Annotated in this window: 14 protein-coding genes and 1 pseudogene; 4 read left to right on the top strand and 11 right to left on the bottom strand. The window is 74.5% G+C overall.

Features of this window, described 5'->3' with window-relative positions; translation table 11 throughout:
* Positions 1-27 precede the first annotated feature (27 nt).
* From ABZ873_RS00075 to ABZ873_RS00060, 4 genes are all read right to left on the bottom strand, one after another.
* The gene (locus ABZ873_RS00075; RefSeq protein WP_360863235.1) at positions 28-687 is read right to left on the bottom strand and encodes a response regulator transcription factor; all 660 of its coding nucleotides are present in this window, start codon (positions 685-687) and stop codon (positions 28-30) included.
* Entirely contained in the window at positions 675-1763 is a 1089-nt protein-coding gene (locus ABZ873_RS00070) for an ATP-binding protein (protein WP_360863233.1), read from the bottom strand. The genes ABZ873_RS00075 and ABZ873_RS00070 overlap by 13 nt, the downstream gene beginning before the upstream one ends.
* Positions 1764-2074: 311 nt before the next feature.
* Positions 2075-3058, bottom strand: a complete 984-nt coding sequence (locus ABZ873_RS00065; protein WP_360863231.1) for a helix-turn-helix domain-containing protein — start codon at positions 3056-3058, stop codon at positions 2075-2077.
* 71 nt (positions 3059-3129) lie between these two features.
* A complete protein-coding gene (locus ABZ873_RS00060) occupies positions 3130-3702 on the bottom strand; it encodes a sigma-70 family RNA polymerase sigma factor (protein WP_360863229.1) in 573 nt (190 codons plus the stop codon).
* A 123-nt stretch (positions 3703-3825) separates the two neighbouring features.
* Between ABZ873_RS00060 and ABZ873_RS00055 the strand changes: the two genes are divergently transcribed.
* Entirely contained in the window at positions 3826-4839 is a 1014-nt protein-coding gene (locus tag ABZ873_RS00055) for a MerR family transcriptional regulator (protein WP_360863227.1), read from the top strand.
* Here the strand turns inward: ABZ873_RS00055 and ABZ873_RS00050 are convergent.
* The 3 genes from ABZ873_RS00050 to ABZ873_RS00040 all read right to left on the bottom strand — a co-directional run bounded on the left by ABZ873_RS00050 (position 4830) and on the right by ABZ873_RS00040 (position 8940).
* Positions 4830-6203, bottom strand: coding sequence for a deoxyribodipyrimidine photo-lyase (locus ABZ873_RS00050; RefSeq protein ID WP_360863225.1), 1374 nt, complete (start codon positions 6201-6203; stop codon positions 4830-4832). The two genes, ABZ873_RS00055 and ABZ873_RS00050, sit on opposite strands and share 10 nt — an antisense overlap.
* Positions 6200-7807, bottom strand: coding sequence for an SDR family oxidoreductase (locus ABZ873_RS00045; RefSeq protein WP_360863224.1), 1608 nt, complete (start codon positions 7805-7807; stop codon positions 6200-6202). Before ABZ873_RS00045 ends, ABZ873_RS00050 begins: the two co-directional genes overlap by 4 nt.
* 128 nt (positions 7808-7935) lie before the next feature.
* On the bottom strand, positions 7936-8940 hold the full coding sequence (locus ABZ873_RS00040; protein ID WP_360863222.1) for a helix-turn-helix domain-containing protein: 1005 nt from the start codon (positions 8938-8940) through the stop codon (positions 7936-7938).
* A 139-nt stretch (positions 8941-9079) separates the two neighbouring features.
* On the opposite strand from ABZ873_RS00040, the gene ABZ873_RS00035 reads away from it, so the two are divergent.
* Both ABZ873_RS00035 and ABZ873_RS00030 read left to right on the top strand, forming a co-directional pair.
* Entirely contained in the window at positions 9080-9673 is a 594-nt protein-coding gene (locus ABZ873_RS00035) for an isochorismatase family protein (RefSeq protein WP_360863220.1), read from the top strand.
* Between the two features lie 63 nt (positions 9674-9736).
* The gene (locus ABZ873_RS00030) at positions 9737-10927 is read left to right on the top strand and encodes an SLC13 family permease (RefSeq protein WP_360863218.1); all 1191 of its coding nucleotides are present in this window, start codon (positions 9737-9739) and stop codon (positions 10925-10927) included.
* Between the two features lie 39 nt (positions 10928-10966).
* On the opposite strand, the gene ABZ873_RS00025 is transcribed toward ABZ873_RS00030, so the two are convergent.
* From ABZ873_RS00025 to ABZ873_RS00010, 4 genes are all read right to left on the bottom strand, one after another.
* Positions 10967-11941 (bottom strand): LLM class flavin-dependent oxidoreductase, encoded by a 975-nt coding sequence (locus ABZ873_RS00025; protein ID WP_360863216.1) that lies wholly within the window; start codon positions 11939-11941, stop codon positions 10967-10969.
* A 13-nt stretch (positions 11942-11954) separates the two neighbouring features.
* A complete protein-coding gene (locus ABZ873_RS00020) occupies positions 11955-12476 on the bottom strand; it encodes a hypothetical protein (RefSeq protein ID WP_360863215.1) in 522 nt (173 codons plus the stop codon).
* 69 nt (positions 12477-12545) lie between these two features.
* Positions 12546-13394 carry an alpha/beta hydrolase gene (locus ABZ873_RS00015; RefSeq protein ID WP_360863213.1) on the bottom strand — a complete coding sequence of 283 codons (849 nt, stop codon included), beginning with the start codon at positions 13392-13394 and terminating at the stop codon, positions 12546-12548.
* A gap of 111 nt (positions 13395-13505) precedes the next feature.
* Positions 13506-14930, bottom strand: coding sequence for a DHA2 family efflux MFS transporter permease subunit (locus tag ABZ873_RS00010; RefSeq protein WP_360863211.1), 1425 nt, complete (start codon positions 14928-14930; stop codon positions 13506-13508).
* Between the two features lie 168 nt (positions 14931-15098).
* Between ABZ873_RS00010 and ABZ873_RS00005 the strand changes: the two are divergent.
* Positions 15099-15935: pseudogene (locus ABZ873_RS00005) on the top strand (helix-turn-helix transcriptional regulator); the annotation flags it as partial.
* Positions 15936-16087: the final 152 nt, after the last annotated feature.

Here is a 16087-nt window from a genome sequence, read left to right as displayed (position 1 = left end):
GTCCGTTTGGGGGGCTTGCGTGGGGGGTCAGCCCGCGTCGAGGCTGTCCTCCCGTACCCGCTGGGCCAGGTCGAGCTTGGTGTAGGTGGGGCGGCCGGCCTGCTGGTACTTGGCCTTGACGCGGTCCAGGTAGTCCTTGGCGGTGTGGACGGTGATCCCGGCGCGGCGCGCGGCGGACTTGAGGGTCATGCCCGAGGCGTAGTCGAGCAGGATCTCCCGCTCCCGGGGGGAGAGGCGGGGGCGGGCGGGGCTGTCGTCGTAGGCGCAGGCGAAGGCGAGTTCGGCGGAGTGGGCGCCGCGGCCTGCGGCCAGGTCCTTGACGGCGGCGACCAGGGTGGGGAGGTCGTGGTCCTTGGTCAGGTAGCCGTCGGCGCCGGCCCGGACGGCCTCGATGATCCGGGAGCGGTCCGGCACCGTACTGATCATCAGGACCCGGCTGCCGGTGCGCAGTACGCGCCGGATGTTGTCGACGGGGTCGGAGCCGTCGCGCAGGAGGAGGTCGAGGAGGACCACATCGGCGGGGGGCCGGTCCGGCGCGCGCGGCGCCTCCGGGGTGCCGAGGAGTTCCGCGACGGTGGCGGCGGTGGCGACGAGCCGCAGTTCGGGGACCCCGTCCAGCCAGGCGCGCAGTCCGTCGCGGAGCATCCGGTCGTCGTCGACGACGGCCACGCTGATCACCCCGGCCATCTCAGCTCCACCCGTACGCCTTCCCCGGGGGCGGTGTCGATGGTGGCCCGGCCGCCCACCTCCGCCATCCGGGCGTGGACCGAGCCGCGCAGCCCGAGGCCGGGCTCGCAGCGGGCCGGGTCGAAGCCGGGGCCGCGGTCGACGACGGTGACGAGCGCTCCCCCGCGGCCGTCCGGGTCGCCGGTGGCGGTGAGGTAGGCGTGTCCGGTGCCCGCGTGGCGGCGTACGTTGTTCAGGGCCTCGCGCACGGCGTCGCCGAGCGCGGCGGCGACGGCGGGCGGCACCTGCGGCAGCCGGTGGTACTGGGCGGTGACCCGCAGTTGCAGGCTCTCGACGGAGCCGACGGCCTCCTCCAGGGCGGTGCCGATCTCCCGGTGCTGGACCTCCTCGGCGGTCTGCTGGATCAGCCGGCGCAGGTAGGCGGCCTCGCGCCCGCAACGGGCCCGTACCTCGGGGGCGTTGGCGTCGACCGAGCCGGCGGCGAGGGTGGTGAGCGTGGCGAGGACGGTGTCGTGCAGGGCGCGGTGGTGTTCCAGCCGCTCGGCGTAGCGCGCCTTGTGTGCCTCGGCGGCCAGGGCGCGGGCGTTGGCCTCGTCGAGGAGGCTGCCCTGGCGGAGCAGGTACCAGCGGAAGAGCCAGGTCATCACGGCGGAGGAGACCAGGGAGTTGAGGTGGCCGGCGATCACGGCGGAGCCGGCGCCGACGGCCCGGTAGCCGATGAAATGGCTCAGTACGAGGAGGGCGACCACGGCGACGGCGTGCCAGCGGTCGAGGGCGATGGCCGCGGCGGCGCTCGCGGAGCCGCCGAGCAGCATGGCCCAGCCGAGGGCGGGGGTGTCGTGCACGCCGCCCCAGGCGATCAGGGCCAGCGGCATGACACATCCGGTGACGAGCACGTCGGCCCAGATGTGCCGTGCGTCGAACCAGCCGCCGCGCAGGGCCGCGCCGTAGGTGAGGGCGCTGAGGGCCACGGCGGTGAGGAGGCCGAGGTACGGCAGGGGGAGGTCCGGGGGGCGGCGGACGACGGCGAGGACGCCGACGACCAGGTGGCTGGCGCGGTAGAGCAGGGTGGCCACGATGAGGAAGGACTGGGCGCGTTGCAGCCCGGACCCGACCGCGGTGCTCGCGCGGGGTACTCGTAAGCGGCGTATCTGTAAGGACTGCAAGGCCAAGGCCCCGACCCTTCCCGTACGAGGGCGTCGCGTGGATCCCGGAGTCGTACCGTGGTGACGGGGTGGGCCGCGCGGCCCGCGATGGCCTGTGGACACCAGGCATTTTGCCGCAGCGGGTGCATGTCAAAAAGAGGTGTTCCCGGCCTCTCGGGCGGGCGTGGCCGAGGTGCGTGCACAGCCCGGCCGGAAAGGGTCCGGCAGGGCTCTGAAACGGGTCAGGTGAGGTTGGTGGGACGGGTGGGGCTGGTGGTGCGCGTGGGGCTGGTGGTGCGGAAGGAGCGCCGGTAGTCGGCGGGCGGGATCCCGACGATCCGCTTGAACTGGCGCCGCAGGGTGGTGGCCGTGCCCATGCCGGTGGCGAGGGCGATCGCCTCGACGCTCTCGTCGGTGGCCTCCAGCAGCTCCTGGGCGCGGCGCACGCGCTGGGTGAGCAGCCATTGCAGCGGGGTCTGGCCGACGACGGTACGGAACTGCCGGCCGAGGTTGCGCGGGCTGGTGTGGACGCGGCGGGCCAGGTCGGTGACGGTCAGCGGCCGGTCCAGGCGCTGCTGCGCCCAGGCCAGCAGTCCGGTGAGCGGGTGCTCACCCCGGGCCTGGACGGGGGTGCCGACGAACTGGGCCTGGCCACCGTGCCGGTGCGGGGACATCACGAGGCGGCGGGCGACGGAGTTGGCGACGGCGGCCCCGTGGTCGAGGTGGATCAGGTGCAGGCAGAGATCGACGGCGGCGGCCTTGCCGGCGGCGGTGAGCACGCTGCCGTTGTCGGTGTAGAGCACGTCGGCGTCGACGAGGGCGCGGGGGTGGCGGGCGGCGAGTTCACCGGCGTGGGCCCAGTGGGTGGTGGCCCGGCGGCCGTCGAGGAGGCCGGCGGCGCCGAGGACGAAGGCGCCGGTGCAGAGCGAGGCGATCCGGGCGCCCGCGTCGTGGGCGGCGCGGACGGCGGCGATGAGCTCGGCGGGCGGCGGTGCGTCGATGTCGGCGCAGGCGGGCACGATCACGGTGTCGGCCTCGGCCAGCCGCTCCAGCCCGTGGTCGGGCTCGACGGTGAAGGGTCCGACGCGGACGGGGCCGGGCCCGCAGAGCACGACCTCGTACCAGTCCTGCGTGGCCTCGCGCGGCGGATTGCCGAATATCTCGTAGGCGACGGCCAGTTCGAAGTGCAGGAGCTCGCCGGCGGTCGGCAGCGCGATGATGGGCACGCGCGCAGTCTACGACCGCCCCGGCGGCGCCCGGCCCGCGCTACGACCGCCCCGCCCGCGCCCGGCCCGCGCTACGGGCGCCGCGAGGTGGGGCCGAGGCGGGCGCGCATGTGGTGCAGGCCGCGGCGGGCGTGGCTCTTGACCGTGCCCAGGGGCATGCCGGTGCGTTCCGCGATCTGGACCTGGGTGAGGTCCCCGTAGTAGGCCAGGGCCAGGACCTCCCGCTGGAGGCGCGGCAGCCTCGCCAGCTCGCGGGTGACGACCAGCCGGTCCAGGACCGCGTCGGGGCCCGTCACCGGGTCGCCGGAGGGGAGGGCGGCGCCGGCCGCGGCGAGGAGTTCGAGGCGGCGGGTGCGCGCCGACAGGGCATCCGCGATCTTGCGCCGGGTGATGCCGGTCAGCCAGCCGGGGAAGGGCCCGCGCTCGGGCCGGTAGCCGGCCCGGCCGCGCCAGGCGGCCAGGAAGACCTGCTGGCCCACGTCCTCGGCCTCCCGCTGGTCCCCCAGGGTGCGGGAGGCCATGGCGAGGACCAGGCCGCCCCAGCGCTCGTACGCGATGCGCAGGCATTCCTCCTCGCCGCGTACGAAGCCCTCCGCGACCTCGGGGTCCGTGAACGGCTGGGCGGTGACGCTCGTCGCGGTCATGGCGGCTGCTCCTCGGGCCCGGCGGACGGGACGCCCGCGGGACGGGCCCCGGGGCCCCTCCAGATTCCGGCTCGCGCGCGTCTCCGCACCACTCGCGTCGTTTGTGCGTCGCATCATGGGGTCATGACCGAGTCACCGCACGGCCTCACCACCGGAGACGTGGCCCGCCGCCTGGGCGTCGCTCCCACGACCCTGCGTTCGTGGGACCGCCGCTACGGCCTGGGCCCCGCCGCCCGGCAGGACGGCCGGCACCGGCGGTGGACCGCCGGCGACATCGCCGTCCTGCGGGAGATGTGCCGGCTGACCGCCTCCGGGGTCCCCCCGGCGGAGGCCGCCCGCGCCGCCCTCGCCGGCCCGGCCCCCGCTGCTTCCGCTTCCGCCGCCTCCGCCTCCCCCGCGCCGCGCGCCCGGCAGCCCCGCCGGCCCGGACCGCCGCAGCCGCCGCGGTCCCTGGGCGACGTACGCCAGGAGTGCCGCGGCCTGGGCCGGGCCGCCGTCCGGCTCGACGCCCTCGCCCTGGAGGCCGCGCTGGGATCGGCCATCGGCCGGTACGGGCTGGTCACCGCCTGGGAGGAGGTGATGGCCCCGGCCCTGCACGCCGTCGGCCGCAAATGGGAGACCTCCGGCGACCGCTATGTCGAGGCCGAGCACCTGCTGTCCTGGCATGTCTCGACCGCGCTGCGCCGCGTCGCCCCGGCCACCGGGGCCCCGCCCGGCACTCCCCCGGTGCTGCTGGCCTGCGTACCCGGCGAGCAGCACACGCTCGCGCTGGAGGCGCTGGCCGCCGGGCTCGCGGAGCTGGGGCTGCCCGCCATGATGCTCGGCGGCGCCGTCCCGCCGGAGGCGCTCGACCAGGCCGTACGCCGCACCGGGCCCGCCGGGGTGGTGCTGTGGTCCCAGGCCCGCTCCACCGCCCACCACCTGCTGGCCCGGCGCGTCGCGGAGACCGTGTGGGGGGTCAAGGGGGCCCGGTCCCGGCCCGCCGTGCTGCTGGCGGGGCCGGGCTGGGCCGGTCCGGCCCCGGACCGGGGGCTGCTGCGCCCCGGCGGGCTTCGGGAGGCCCTGGCCCTCCTGGCGGCGCTGTACCCGGCCGCGCCCGGGAGCGGGGGGCGCAAAACGGCCCCGGCTCAGTCCTGACCGCGCGCCTCGCGGAAGCGGGCCAGCCCGTCGGGGAGCGCGAGCAGCGGCTCCGGGTAGTCGTAACGGGCCCGTTCGGCGTGCGGCAGCTTCCACGGCTCGTGGATGCCGGGGCCGTCGAGCGCGGCGAGTTCGGGGATCCAGCGGCGTACGTAAGCACCGTCGGGGTCGTAGCGCTTGGCCTGGATCACCGGGTTGAGCACGCGGTTGGGGCGGCTGTCGGTGCCGGTGCCCGCCATCCACTGCCAGTTGAGCTGGTTGTTGGCCACGTCCCCGTCGACGAGCAGGTCCAGGAAGTGCCGGGCCCCCTCACGCCAGTCGATGTAGAGCGTCTTGGTGAGGAAGGAAGCGACGAGCAGCCTGCCCCGGCCCGGCATCCAGCCCTCGTGGGCGAGTTGGCGCATGGCCGCGTCCACGACCGGATAGCCGGTGCGGCCCTCCTTCCACGCCCTCAGGTCGGCGTCCGCCTGCTTCCCGCTGCGCCACCGGTCGGACCGGGTGCGGTAGTCCTCCGTGGAGGCCGCGGGGCGCGCGGCGAGGAGCTGGTGGTTGAAGTCCCGCCAGCAGACCTGCCGTACGAACGCCTCCGCGCCCGGCCCGCCGTGGGCGCGCGCCCGGTGCACGGCCTCCACTGCTGAGAGCGCGCCGAAGTGGATGTACGGGGAGAGGCGGGAGGTGGTGTCCGCGGCCAGGTCGTCGTGGCCCTGCTCGTAGCTGTCGGCGTACCGGTCCAGCCAGCGGACGAGCCGCCTGCGGCCCTCCTGCTCGCCCCCGTCGGCCAGCCCGTCCGACACCGGGGAGGCGGCCTTGCGGGAGGGGAGTTCCTCGGAGCGGACTCCGGTGGGTACGCGGACCACGCGCGGCGCGGCCAGCGGCTCGCGCAGGGTCTCCGCCGACCAGCGTCTGAAATAGGGGGTGAAGACGGCGAAATGGTCGGAGCCGGCGGGGGTGACGGCGCCGGCGGGCAGCGCGGTGATGACCCCGTCGTGCACGTACAGCCGCCGCCCGTCGGCCTCCAGCGCGTGGCGGAGCCGTTCCTCGCGGTGGTGGGCGAAGGCGCTGCATCCGGCGGCGACATGCACCTCGTCGGCGTCGGCCTCCCGGACGACGGCGCACACCTCGGCGACGGGGTCGCCGGAGCGGACGACGAGCCGTCCGCCGCGCTCGCGCAGCCCGGAGTCGAGGTCCGCGAGGCAGTCGGCGAGGAAGGCGAGCCGGTTGGGGGCGGCGAAGCCGGCCCGGTCGACGGCCGGGTCCCGGACGAAGAGCGGCACGGTTTCGCGGCCGGGTCCGAGGGCGGCGCGCAGCGGTGGATGGTCGTGGACCCGCAGGTCCGAGGTGTAGAGCACGACCGAGGTGTTCATGAAGCCGCTCCTGGGGTGGGGTTGCCGGACGGGCGTGCGGCGGGCCGTCCGGCGGCCCGGGGCTCCTCGGCCCGCTCCGCGGGGTCGGCGGCCGTGCCTGCCTTGGTCTCGGCGGTCCGCGCGATATTGCGGGCCATGCCGCCGAAGACGACGGCGTGGAAGGGCGAGACGCTCCACCAGTAGGCGTGCCCGGCCAGTCCCCGCGGGTGGAACAGGGCGCGCTGCCGGTAGCGGGTGCGGCCCTCCTCGTCGGTCTCGGCGTACATCTCCAGCCAGGCCAGGCCCGGGAGCCGCATCTCGGCGCGGAGCCGGAGCAGATGGCCGCGTTCGATCTCCTCCACCCGCCAGAAGTCCAGCGAGTCACCGATCCTCAGGCGGGTGGCGTCGCGGCGCCCGCGGCGCAGTCCGACGCCGCCGACGAGCCGGTCGAACCAGCCGCGGACGGCCCAGGCCAGCGGGAAGGAGTACCAGCCGTTCTCCCCGCCGATGCCCTCGACGACCCGCCAGAGCGCGGGGACGGGGGCTTCGACGACGCGTTCGCGGACGTCGGTGTAGAGGCTGCCGCCGGCCCAGTCGGGGTCGGTGGGCAGCGGGTCGCTCGGGGTGCCGGGGACGGAGGCGGAGGACCAGCGGGTGACGACCTGGGCGTCGCGGACCTTCTGGAGGGCGAGGGAGAGCGCCGTGTCGAAGGAGATGGGGGTGCCGGGCGGGTCGGGCACCCAGGTGGCGATGTCGTGCTCGTCGCACACGACCTCGTGCTTGAGGGATTCCGCGAGGGGGCGGGCGATGGACCGGGGCACGGGGGTGACCAGGCCGACCCAGTGGCTGGACAGCCGCGGGGTGAGCACGGGCACGGGGAAGATCAGCCGCTGGGGCAGTCCGTCGACGGCGGCGTAGCGCTGCATCATGTCGAGGTAGGTGAGGACGTCCGGGCCGCCGATGTCGAAGGCGCGGTTCACCTCCTCGGGCATCCGGGCGCTGCCGACGAGGTAGCGCAGCACGTCCCGGACGGCGATGGGCTGGATCCGGGTGCGCACCCAGCTCGGGGTGACCATCACCGGCAGCCGCTCGGTGAGGTAGCGCAGCATCTCGAAGGAGGCCGAGCCCGAGCCGATGATCACGGCGGCGCGCAGCACGGCGGTGGGCACCCCCGACTCCAGGAAGATCCGTCCGACCTCGGCGCGGGAGCGCAGATGGGGCGAGAGCTCCTGGTCGGGGACCCCGGTGGGGATCAGCCCGCCGAGGTAGACGATGCGGCGGACCCCGGCGGCGCGGGCCTGCTCGGCGAAGTTACGGGCGGCACGGCGGTCGGTGGCCTCGAAATCGCGGCCGGTGCCGAGCGCGTGCACGAGGTAGTAGGCCACGTCGATGCCCTGAAGGGCGGGCGCGAGCGATGCGGGGTCGGTGACATCGCCGCGGACGGTCTCCGCCTCACCGGCCCAGGGGTGGTCGCGCAGCTTCTCGGGGGCGCGCGCGAGGCAGCGCACCCGGTGCCCGGCCTTGAGCAGCTCGGGCACGAGCCGGCCGCCGATATAGCCGGTGGCACCGGTGACGAGGCAGTTCAGGCCGGGGGCCGCGGCTTCGTGGCCAGGGGTGTCGGTCATGGAAGTGCTCCGTTCCGCCGTCGACCGGGGTGATGTGCTCCCCTGATCCTTTCCGCGCCGGCGGCGGGAACGGATGCACGGCGGGGCCGGATGGGCGTACGGAGGTCTCCGGAGGCGTACGGAGGTCTCTACAGCGGGGAGCGGAAGCGGTTGCGGTACTCCGTGGGGGTCGTGTCCAGGGTGCGGCGGAAGGCCCGGATCAGGGTGTCGGTGGTGTGGAAGCCGCAGGCGGTGGCGATGCGGTCGAGGGTGGCGTCGGTGGATTCCAGCTGGTGGCGGGCCAGCTCGACGCGGGCCGACTCGATGTAGGCGGCCGGGGTCGTGCCCAGTTCCGTCTTGAAGATCCGGGTCAGCTGCCGCTCGCCGACATGCGCGGAGGCGGCGAGGTCCGCGACCGAGAGCCGTCCGGTGAGGTTGCGGGTGACGTAGTGGCGCAGGTCCTCGGTGCGGCGGCTGGTGGAAAGGGGCGCGAGGGGCACGCTGAACTGGCTCTGCCCGCTCGGCCGTTTCAGGTACATGACGAGCTGCCGGGCCACGCGCAGGGCGACGCCCTCCCCGAAGTCGTCGGCGACGAGGGCGAGGGAGAGGTCCAGGCAGGCGCTGATGCCCGCGCCGGTCCACACCTCCCGGTCCCGGATGAAGATCGGGTCGGCGTCCACCTCCACGGCCGGATGCTCGGCGGCGAGCTGGCCCGCCGTGGACCAGTGGGTGGTGGCGCGCCGGCCGTCGAGCAGCCCGGCCTCGGCCAGGATGTGCGCGCCGACGCAGACCGAGGCGACGCGCCGGGCCCGGCCCGCCAGCTCCTTGACCCGGCCGACGACGGCGGGGTGGGCCAGGGCGCGCACGCGCCCGTCGGCGTCCGTCTCGACGGAGCCCGGGACGAGGAGGGTGTCGACGCCGCGCCCGGCGAGCTCCGCGAAGGTGGTGTCGGGCAGGAGGCGCACCCCGGCGGAGGTGGTCACCGGGTCCATGGTCTCGGCGGCGAGCAGGACCTCGTAGGCGCGTGTGTCGCCGGTCTCGCGGCGCAGGAGGGCGAAGACCTCCGGAGGGCCGGTGACGTCCAGCAGGTCGACCCCGTCGAAGAGCACGATGACGACGAGGCGGCCCGGCATGTCTGTTTCTGCAAGTCGCATGACATTGCCGACATTACCCGGTGGCTCATAGCGTTCTCGGTACGGCCTCCCCCGCGAGGAGGCCGCCCGCAGGTCCACCGACACCCGACGTCTGACGTCTGACACCTGACACCTGACACCCGAGGAGGGTTTCTCCGCCATGCCCACGACCACCCTGCGCGAGCTCAACGGCCTCGACCGGACCCCGGCCTCCCTGGCCGCCGCGACCCTGATCCTGGTCGACTACCAGAACACCTACACCCGCGGCGTGCTGGAGCTGACGGGCTGGGAGCCCGCGCTCGACGCCGCCGCCGATCTGCTGGCCCGGGCCCGGGCGGCGGGGGCGCGGATCGTGCACGTCCTGCACGACGGCGGCGAGGGGACCCCGTACGACATCCGGCAGGACATCGGGCGCGTGCACCCGCGGGTGGCGCCCGCCGAGGGCGAGGCCGTGGTCGTGAAGACGGCCGCGCCCAACGCCTTCGTCGGCACCGACCTCGGGGAGCACCTGGACGCCGCCGGGCACGGGGACGTGATCGTCGCCGGGTTCATGACCCATATGTGCGTCACCTTCACCGCCGAGGGCGCGTTCCTGCGCGGCAACCGGCCCACCGTGGTCGCGGACGCCTGCGCGACCCGGCCGCTGCGCTCCGTGGGCGCGGAGCTGCCGGCCGAGCAGATCCACGCCGCCGCGCTGGCGACGATCGGTGACCTGTACGGCGTGGTGGTGGCCACGGCGGCGGACCTGGGCTGATCGCTCCGGCCCCGGGGAGGGCCCGTCGGCGGCGCCGGGGCGGGGTGTGCGAATCTGGTGGCCGTGTCTCTCCTCAGGCGTCCGCATCCACTGGACTGGCTGGCCGGCGGGCTCCTCGTACTCGGTGTGCTCTGCGTGGCCACGGGCCTGCTGCCCGCCGCTCCCGCCGGGGACGTCCTGGAGCGCATCGGTCCGCTGGTCGTCTTCCTCGCCACCGTCATCGTCCTCGCCGAGCTGACGGGCCGGGCCGAGGTCTTCGACGTGGTCGCCACCTGGGTGGCGCGCGCCGGGCGCGGGAACTACGCCCTGCTCTTCTGCCTCTGCGTGGCCTTCGCCTCGCTCACCACCATCACCCTCAACCTGGACACCACGGCGGTCCTGCTGACCCCGGTGATGCTGGCGCTGGCGACCCGGGTGGGCATCGCCGCCGTACCGCTGGCGATGACCACGGTGTGGCTGGCCAATACGGCGAGCCTGCTGCTGCCCGTCTCGAACCTGACGAACCTGCTCGCCGCCGACCGGGTGGCCCTGGCCCCGGCCGGGATGGCCGCCGTGATGTGGGCGCCGCAGCTGGCCGCGATCGCGGTCACGATGGCCTGCCTGTGGGGCTTCTACTGGCGTCGGGGCCGCCGCGGCGAGGCCCGCTACGTACCGCCGGAGCCCTCCCGGCCCGCCGATCCGGTGCTGCTGCGGATCTCCGCGGTGGCGGTGGTCGGCTTCCTGCTGGCCATCCTGCTGGCGGACATCCCGCTGTGGCTGGCGTCCACCACGGCCGCGCTGGTGGTCGTGGCGGCCTTCGCGGTGCGCGACCGCGGCGCGCTGCGCCTCTCGCTGATCCCGTGGCGGCTGCTGGTCCTGGTGCCGGGGATGTTCCTCGTCGTGGAGACCGTCAACGCGCACGGCCTGCACGAGATCCTGGCCCGGGCCATGGGCTCCGACAGCGGCGTCCCCGGGATGCTGCGGACCGCCGCGGTCGGCGCGGGCTTCTCCAACGTACTGAACAACCTCCCGGCCTATCTGGCGGGCGAGGCGGCCCTCCCCGCCTCCCACCACGATCAGCTCCTGGCGCTGCTCGTCGGGGTGAACGTGGGGCCGCTCGTCACCCCCTGGGCCTCCCTGGCCACGCTGCTGTGGTTCGAGCGGTGCCGCTGGCACGGCACCCGTATCGCCCTCGGCCGCTTCGCCGGCACGGGCCTGGTGCTGGCGGTCACGGCCACCCTGGCGGCGACGCTGGCCCTGGCCGCGACGACGTAGGACGCGGCGGCCGGGCCGGGCACCGCCCGCGGCGGCGGGTCAGCGGCCCGCCAGAGCGGCGGCCTCCGTACGGGACTCCTCGCCCGCCGCGAGGCCGAAGGCGTCGGCCAGCAACTCGTACGAGCGCCTGCGGTCGGCCGGATCGGCGGTCAAGGTGTTCACGATCAGCTCGTCCACCCCGTGCCGGGCGGCGAGCCCCGCCAGTACGGCGTGCACCTGCTCGGGCGCGCCCGACACCAGCGCTGTGCGGTGGACCTCGGCCCGCTCCAGCTCCGCGCCCGTCCAGCGGTGCCCGCGCGTGGTCCCGTACGAGGGCAGCGGGGCGTCCTCCCCGAGGTCCTTGCGGGCCCGCCACAGCAGCAGGCTCTGGGCCAGTTCCTCGGCGCGGGCCGCGCTGTCGGCGGTGACCACGCGGACCGCGAGGGCGCCGCCGGCGGGGCGGCCGGTGGCGGTGCGGAAGCGGTCGCGGTAGTCCTGGAACGCCTCCGGGCCGCCGACGGGCGAGAAGAAGTGCCCGAACGCGAACTCGGTGCCCAGCAGTCCGGCCAGCCGCGCCGACTCCCGTCCCGCGCCCAGCAGCCACATCTGCGGCGGGACCGGCGCGTGCGGCACCACCCCGCCCTCCCCGAGCAGCAGCCGCAGATCGGCCAGCCGCTGCGGGAAGTCCCGGGCGGGGCCTCCGGCGCGGCCGATCCCGAGGTCCACGCGCCCGGGGTACAGGGAGGCCAGGACGCCGAAGACCTCCGCGACCTTGGCGGGGGCGTAGCGCGGCAGCAGGACGCCGCCGGTCCCGATCCGCATCCGCGAGGTGTGGGCGAGGAGGGCGCCGGCCAGGATCTCCGGCGCGCTGCTCGCGAAGCCCGGGGAGCCGTGGTGCTCGGCGGCCCAGTAGCGGGTGTAGCCCAGGCTTTCGGCGGCGCGGGCCAGGTCCACGGAGGCGCGCAGGGCCTGGTCGGGGGTGTGGTCCTCGCCGACCGGGGTCTGGTCCAGCACGGACAGTCGCAGCTTCGTCATGACGGTTCGCCTCTCAGTGCCGGTCGGCGGGCTCGCCGGTGGCGCCGGCCACGGTCGCGGGCACGATCCGGAAGTCGCGCTCGAAGACCAGGTTGTGCAGGTCGGCGGCGGCGATGGCGCGCAGGGTGGGCAGTTCGGCGGCCGCCTGGGTCTCGTCGAAGACGTTGAGCGGCCATTCGGAGACGGTGGCGCCGCGCAGGTGGGGGTGGTGGAAGCCGGCGCCGTAGTGGGCGTAGAGGGTCACGGGCGGGATGTCGGCGGTGGACTGCTCGTCCCACCACAGGGTCCAGGCGTGGAACAGGCTTCCGTCCTCCGCCCGTTGCACCCCGCTCGCGTCGACCACGCCCTGTCCGAGGAGGAGTTCGTCGTTCAGTTCGGTGAGGGCGCGGCGGGCGTACGGGTCGAGCAGCCGGGCGGCGGTGCGGAAGTGCTCCTCCTTGTCGGGGCGGGTGACGGCGCCGCCGTGGTGGCCGTCGCGCAGGTCCGCGAAGTGGCGCAGCAGGGCGTCGAGGTTGGGGACGTCGGTGGTGGTCATGCGGACTCCAAGGGATGGTCCGAGGGATGGGAGAGGGATGGGAGAGGGGTGTCGCGGGGCGGGGGCGGCTCAGGCGGGTGCGTCGGCCGGTGCGGTGAGCCGGTGCAGGGCCGGGCCCAGCCAGCCGCCCATGGAGGCCGGCCCCTGCCCCGGTTGCAGGAAGGCCCCGTGGCCCGTCTGCCGGAACTCGCGGAGCAGGACCTCCACCCCGGCCGCGCGCAGCAGCTCCGCGTAGCGGTGCACGTCATCGGCTACGGGGTCCAGTTCCCCGGTGGCCAGCACGGCCGGGGCGAGACCCCGCAGGCCGGCCGCCTCGAAGGGGGTGCTGTACAGCCGGGTGCCGTCGGCGGCGACGGGCCGGCCCGCGTCGCGGTAGTCCTGCCATGCGGCGGTCAGGTAGGCGGCCGTGGGGAACAGGTCGGGGAAGCGGTGGTAGGAGGGCGCCGCGCACCGGGGATCGAGCGGGGGGTACGCGAGGACCTGCGCGGCCAGCGGCACCCCCCGGTCGCGGCAGACGAGCGCGGCGCAGGCCGCGAGGGTGCCGCCCGCGCTGTCCCCGCCGACGGCGAGCACGGGCGGGCGGGCGGCGGGGTGGTCCTGCGTGCGGGCCCAGTCCAGGGCGGACAGGATGTCCTCGACCATGGCGGGGTGGCGTACCTCGGGGGCCAGCCGGTAGTCGACGCTCACGACACCGAAACCGGAGGTCCGGGCCAGCTCGGCGGTGGATCCGTGCCAGTCCCGCGCGGACCCGCCGCGCCAGCTGCCGCCGTGGGCCCACACCAGCCAGCCGCGCGGGGTGGTGGCGGCCGGCCGGTAGACCCGGGCCGGGAGCGGACCGGCCGCGGACGGGAGGGAAGCCTGCTCCCAGCTGACGGTCACACGGCCGGCGCCGTCGGAGGGTCGGACGGGGGTTGCCATCGGGGTTCCTTTCCATCGGCGGCCGGCGCTCGCGCCGGGCCCGGGGCCAACGTTCGCGGCCCGGGCGGGGCTGTCACAAGGCGGAGTTGCCTTAGTGGAGACGGCACTTCGTCAGCTGGTCCGCTCGCGGCGGAGGAAGAGGACGGTGGTGAGGATGCCGAGGACGACCACGGCGGTGTTGACGATGACGGCGGTGGTGATGCCCGCGTGGATGTCCGTGTTCGCCGCGACGACCGCGGACATGATCGGCGTACCCATCGTGATACCGATCTGCTGGGTCATCGTCGCCAGACCCGTGGCCATGCCCTGCTCGTGGTCCGGCAGGCCGGTCGTCGCCGTCACCATGAACCCGACGATCACCAGCATGTTGCCGACGCCGCCCGCGAAGGTGGCGATCAGCAGCAGCCACATCGACGCCGAGGTCTCACCGAGGGCGACCAGGCTGAGCGTGGCCACCGCCTGGAGCACACCACCGATGATCAGCGTGGAGCGGGTGCCGACCGCGCCGATCACACGAGGCGCGATCGAACCGCCGATGACCGTGCCGATACCCAGGACACCGAAGGACAGACCGGCCGTCAGCGGCGAGAAGTCCAGCACCTCTTGCAGGTACAGGGTCATGAGGAAGACCAGGCTGGTCTCCGTCAGGAAGGCGATCAGACCCGCGATATTGCCCCACGCCACGGTCTTCTTCTTCAACACACTCACCGGCACCAGCGGCGCGGCGGACTTCGACTCGATCACGTAGAAGGCGATGAGCAGCACCACACCCGCCGCCAGCCAGCCCAGCGCCGACGGCGCACCCCAGCCGTGCTCGCCCGCCTGCGTCAGCCCGTAGATCAGCGCCAGCAGACCCAGCGTCACCGCCGTCGCACCCGGCACATCCAGCTTCGGACGCTCCGCCGGACGGGACTCCTTGATGACCGCCGGGGCGATGAACAGCACCGCCAGCGCCACCGGCACGTTGATGAAGAACGCCCAGCGCCAGGACAGCAGGTCCGTGAGCACACCGCCGAGGATCGCGCCGGTGGTGAAACCGGCCGACATCAGCGCACCGTTGAGCCCCAACGCCTTCTGCCGCAGCGGGCCTTCGGGGAAGGAGGTGGTCAGCAGGGACAGACCGGCCGGGGTGACCGCAGCCGTGGCCAGACCCTGGAACACACGCGCCACGATCAGCATCTCCGGCGAGGTGGCCAGGCCACCGACCAGGGACGACAGGCCCAGTACCGCCAGGCCCACCAGGAACAGCCGCCGCCGACCGAAGAGGTCCGCGACCCGACCGAACAGCAGCGTGAAACCGGCCGCGCACAACGCGAACGAGGTCGCGATCCACTGGAGGTTCGACAAGGAGAACCCGAGACCGTCACCGATCACCGGCAGGGCCACATTCAGGATCGAGAAGTCCACCGCCAGCATGAACTGCGCCACCAGCAGCACCACAAGTACCAGCTTGAGGCGCCCGTCCAGCCGGATCGGACCGGGGCCGCCCCCTTCCTCCGGACCGGATTCGACCCTCGCGCCTTCGACAACCGCCATGGCGGAACACGTCCTTTCGATCACGCAACCGGATGTTGCGTCTTCGACTCTGGACCTGTCGGAAGGGGTTACCCAGCCCCCTGGCTCTGCTGGCGACCGGGAGGCTAGCACTCCCAGGGCCACCTTCCGGGGCAGCGCCCGCGGCCCTCCCCCGGCACACTGGAACGCATGGACACACCGACCGCTCTGGGCGAGTTCCTCCGTACCCGCCGCGCGCAGCTCCAGCCCGAGGACGTCGGGCTCCCCTCGCACGGCACGCGCCGGCGTGTGCCCGGACTGCGGCGCGAGGAGCTGGCCCTGCTGGCCGGCGTGAGCATCACCTACTACACGCACCTGGAGCAGGGGCAGAGCACCAACGCCTCGGACAGCGTCCTCGACGCCCTGGCCCGCGCGCTGCGCCTGACCCCCGACGAGCACGCGCACCTGCTCGACCTGGCCCGCCCGCCGCGCGCCAAGCGGGCGAGCTCGCCGCGTCCGGAGTACGCGCGGGAGACCACCCGCCGGCTGATCGGCGCGATGCCGCAGGTGCCGGCGGTCGTGCTGGACGGGCGGAACAACGTACTGGCGTGGAATCCGCTCGGCCATGCCCTGCTGGCGGGGCACCTGGACGCCGCGAGCCCGGAGGATCCGGCCGTACGCCCCAACCTCACGCGGATGCTGTTCCTCGATCCGCACACACGGGAGCTGTACACCGACTGGAAGGGCGAGGCGCGGGTGGCGCTGTCGGCGCTGCGGCTGGTGGCGGGGCGCAATCCGGAGGACCGGGCGCTGGCGGAGCTGATCGGTTCGCTGATGCTCCAGAGCCCGGACTTCGCCTCGCTGTGGTCGAAGCATCCCGTACGGGACTGCACGGTCGGGACGAAGACCCTGCACCACCCGGTGGTGGGTGCGCTGACGCTGGACTTCGAGAGCCTGCGCCTGGCCGACGGGACCAATCACCGGATGCTGCTCTACAGCGCCCCGGAGGGCTCCCCCTCGGACGCGGCGCTGCGCATGCTGTCGAGCCTGACGGCGGGCGCGGCGGGCCCGGCGGGCCCGGCCCGGGGTACGCAGGAGCCCGCGCCGGCGGATGAGACCGCGCAGAAGCCGATGGCGCCGATGAGCAGCGCGGACCGCGGCGGCAGCGCGAAATGCGGCGGCGCCTGCGCGTCCTCCTC

Origin of the sequence: Streptomyces sp. NPDC047014 (genome assembly GCF_040644195.1) — a bacterium.
GTDB lineage: Bacteria > Actinomycetota > Actinomycetes > Streptomycetales > Streptomycetaceae > Streptomyces.
The sequence above is the reverse complement of the archived record's forward strand: the minus strand, read 5'-3'. Positions and strand labels throughout refer to the sequence as shown.

Bases quoted from the DNA above. Each gene is read 5' to 3' on its own strand.
- ABZ873_RS00075 (WP_360863235.1), bottom strand. From the start codon at position 687: ATGGCCGGGGTGATCAGCGTGGCCGTCGTCGACGACGACCGGATGCTC.
- ABZ873_RS00020 (WP_360863215.1), bottom strand. From the start codon at position 12,476: ATGACCACCACCGACGTCCCCAACCTCGACGCCCTGCTGCGCCACTTC.
- ABZ873_RS00060 (WP_360863229.1), bottom strand. From the start codon at position 3,702: ATGACCGCGACGAGCGTCACCGCCCAGCCGTTCACGGACCCCGAGGTC.
- ABZ873_RS00015 (WP_360863213.1), bottom strand. From the start codon at position 13,394: ATGGCAACCCCCGTCCGACCCTCCGACGGCGCCGGCCGTGTGACCGTC.
- ABZ873_RS00035 (WP_360863220.1), top strand. From the start codon at position 9,080: ATGCCCACGACCACCCTGCGCGAGCTCAACGGCCTCGACCGGACCCCG.
- ABZ873_RS00040 (WP_360863222.1), bottom strand. From the start codon at position 8,940: ATGCGACTTGCAGAAACAGACATGCCGGGCCGCCTCGTCGTCATCGTG.
- ABZ873_RS00050 (WP_360863225.1), bottom strand. From the start codon at position 6,203: ATGAACACCTCGGTCGTGCTCTACACCTCGGACCTGCGGGTCCACGAC.
- ABZ873_RS00055 (WP_360863227.1), top strand. From the start codon at position 3,826: ATGACCGAGTCACCGCACGGCCTCACCACCGGAGACGTGGCCCGCCGC.
- ABZ873_RS00045 (WP_360863224.1), bottom strand. From the start codon at position 7,807: ATGACCGACACCCCTGGCCACGAAGCCGCGGCCCCCGGCCTGAACTGC.
- ABZ873_RS00025 (WP_360863216.1), bottom strand. From the start codon at position 11,941: ATGACGAAGCTGCGACTGTCCGTGCTGGACCAGACCCCGGTCGGCGAG.
- ABZ873_RS00010 (WP_360863211.1), bottom strand. From the start codon at position 14,930: ATGGCGGTTGTCGAAGGCGCGAGGGTCGAATCCGGTCCGGAGGAAGGG.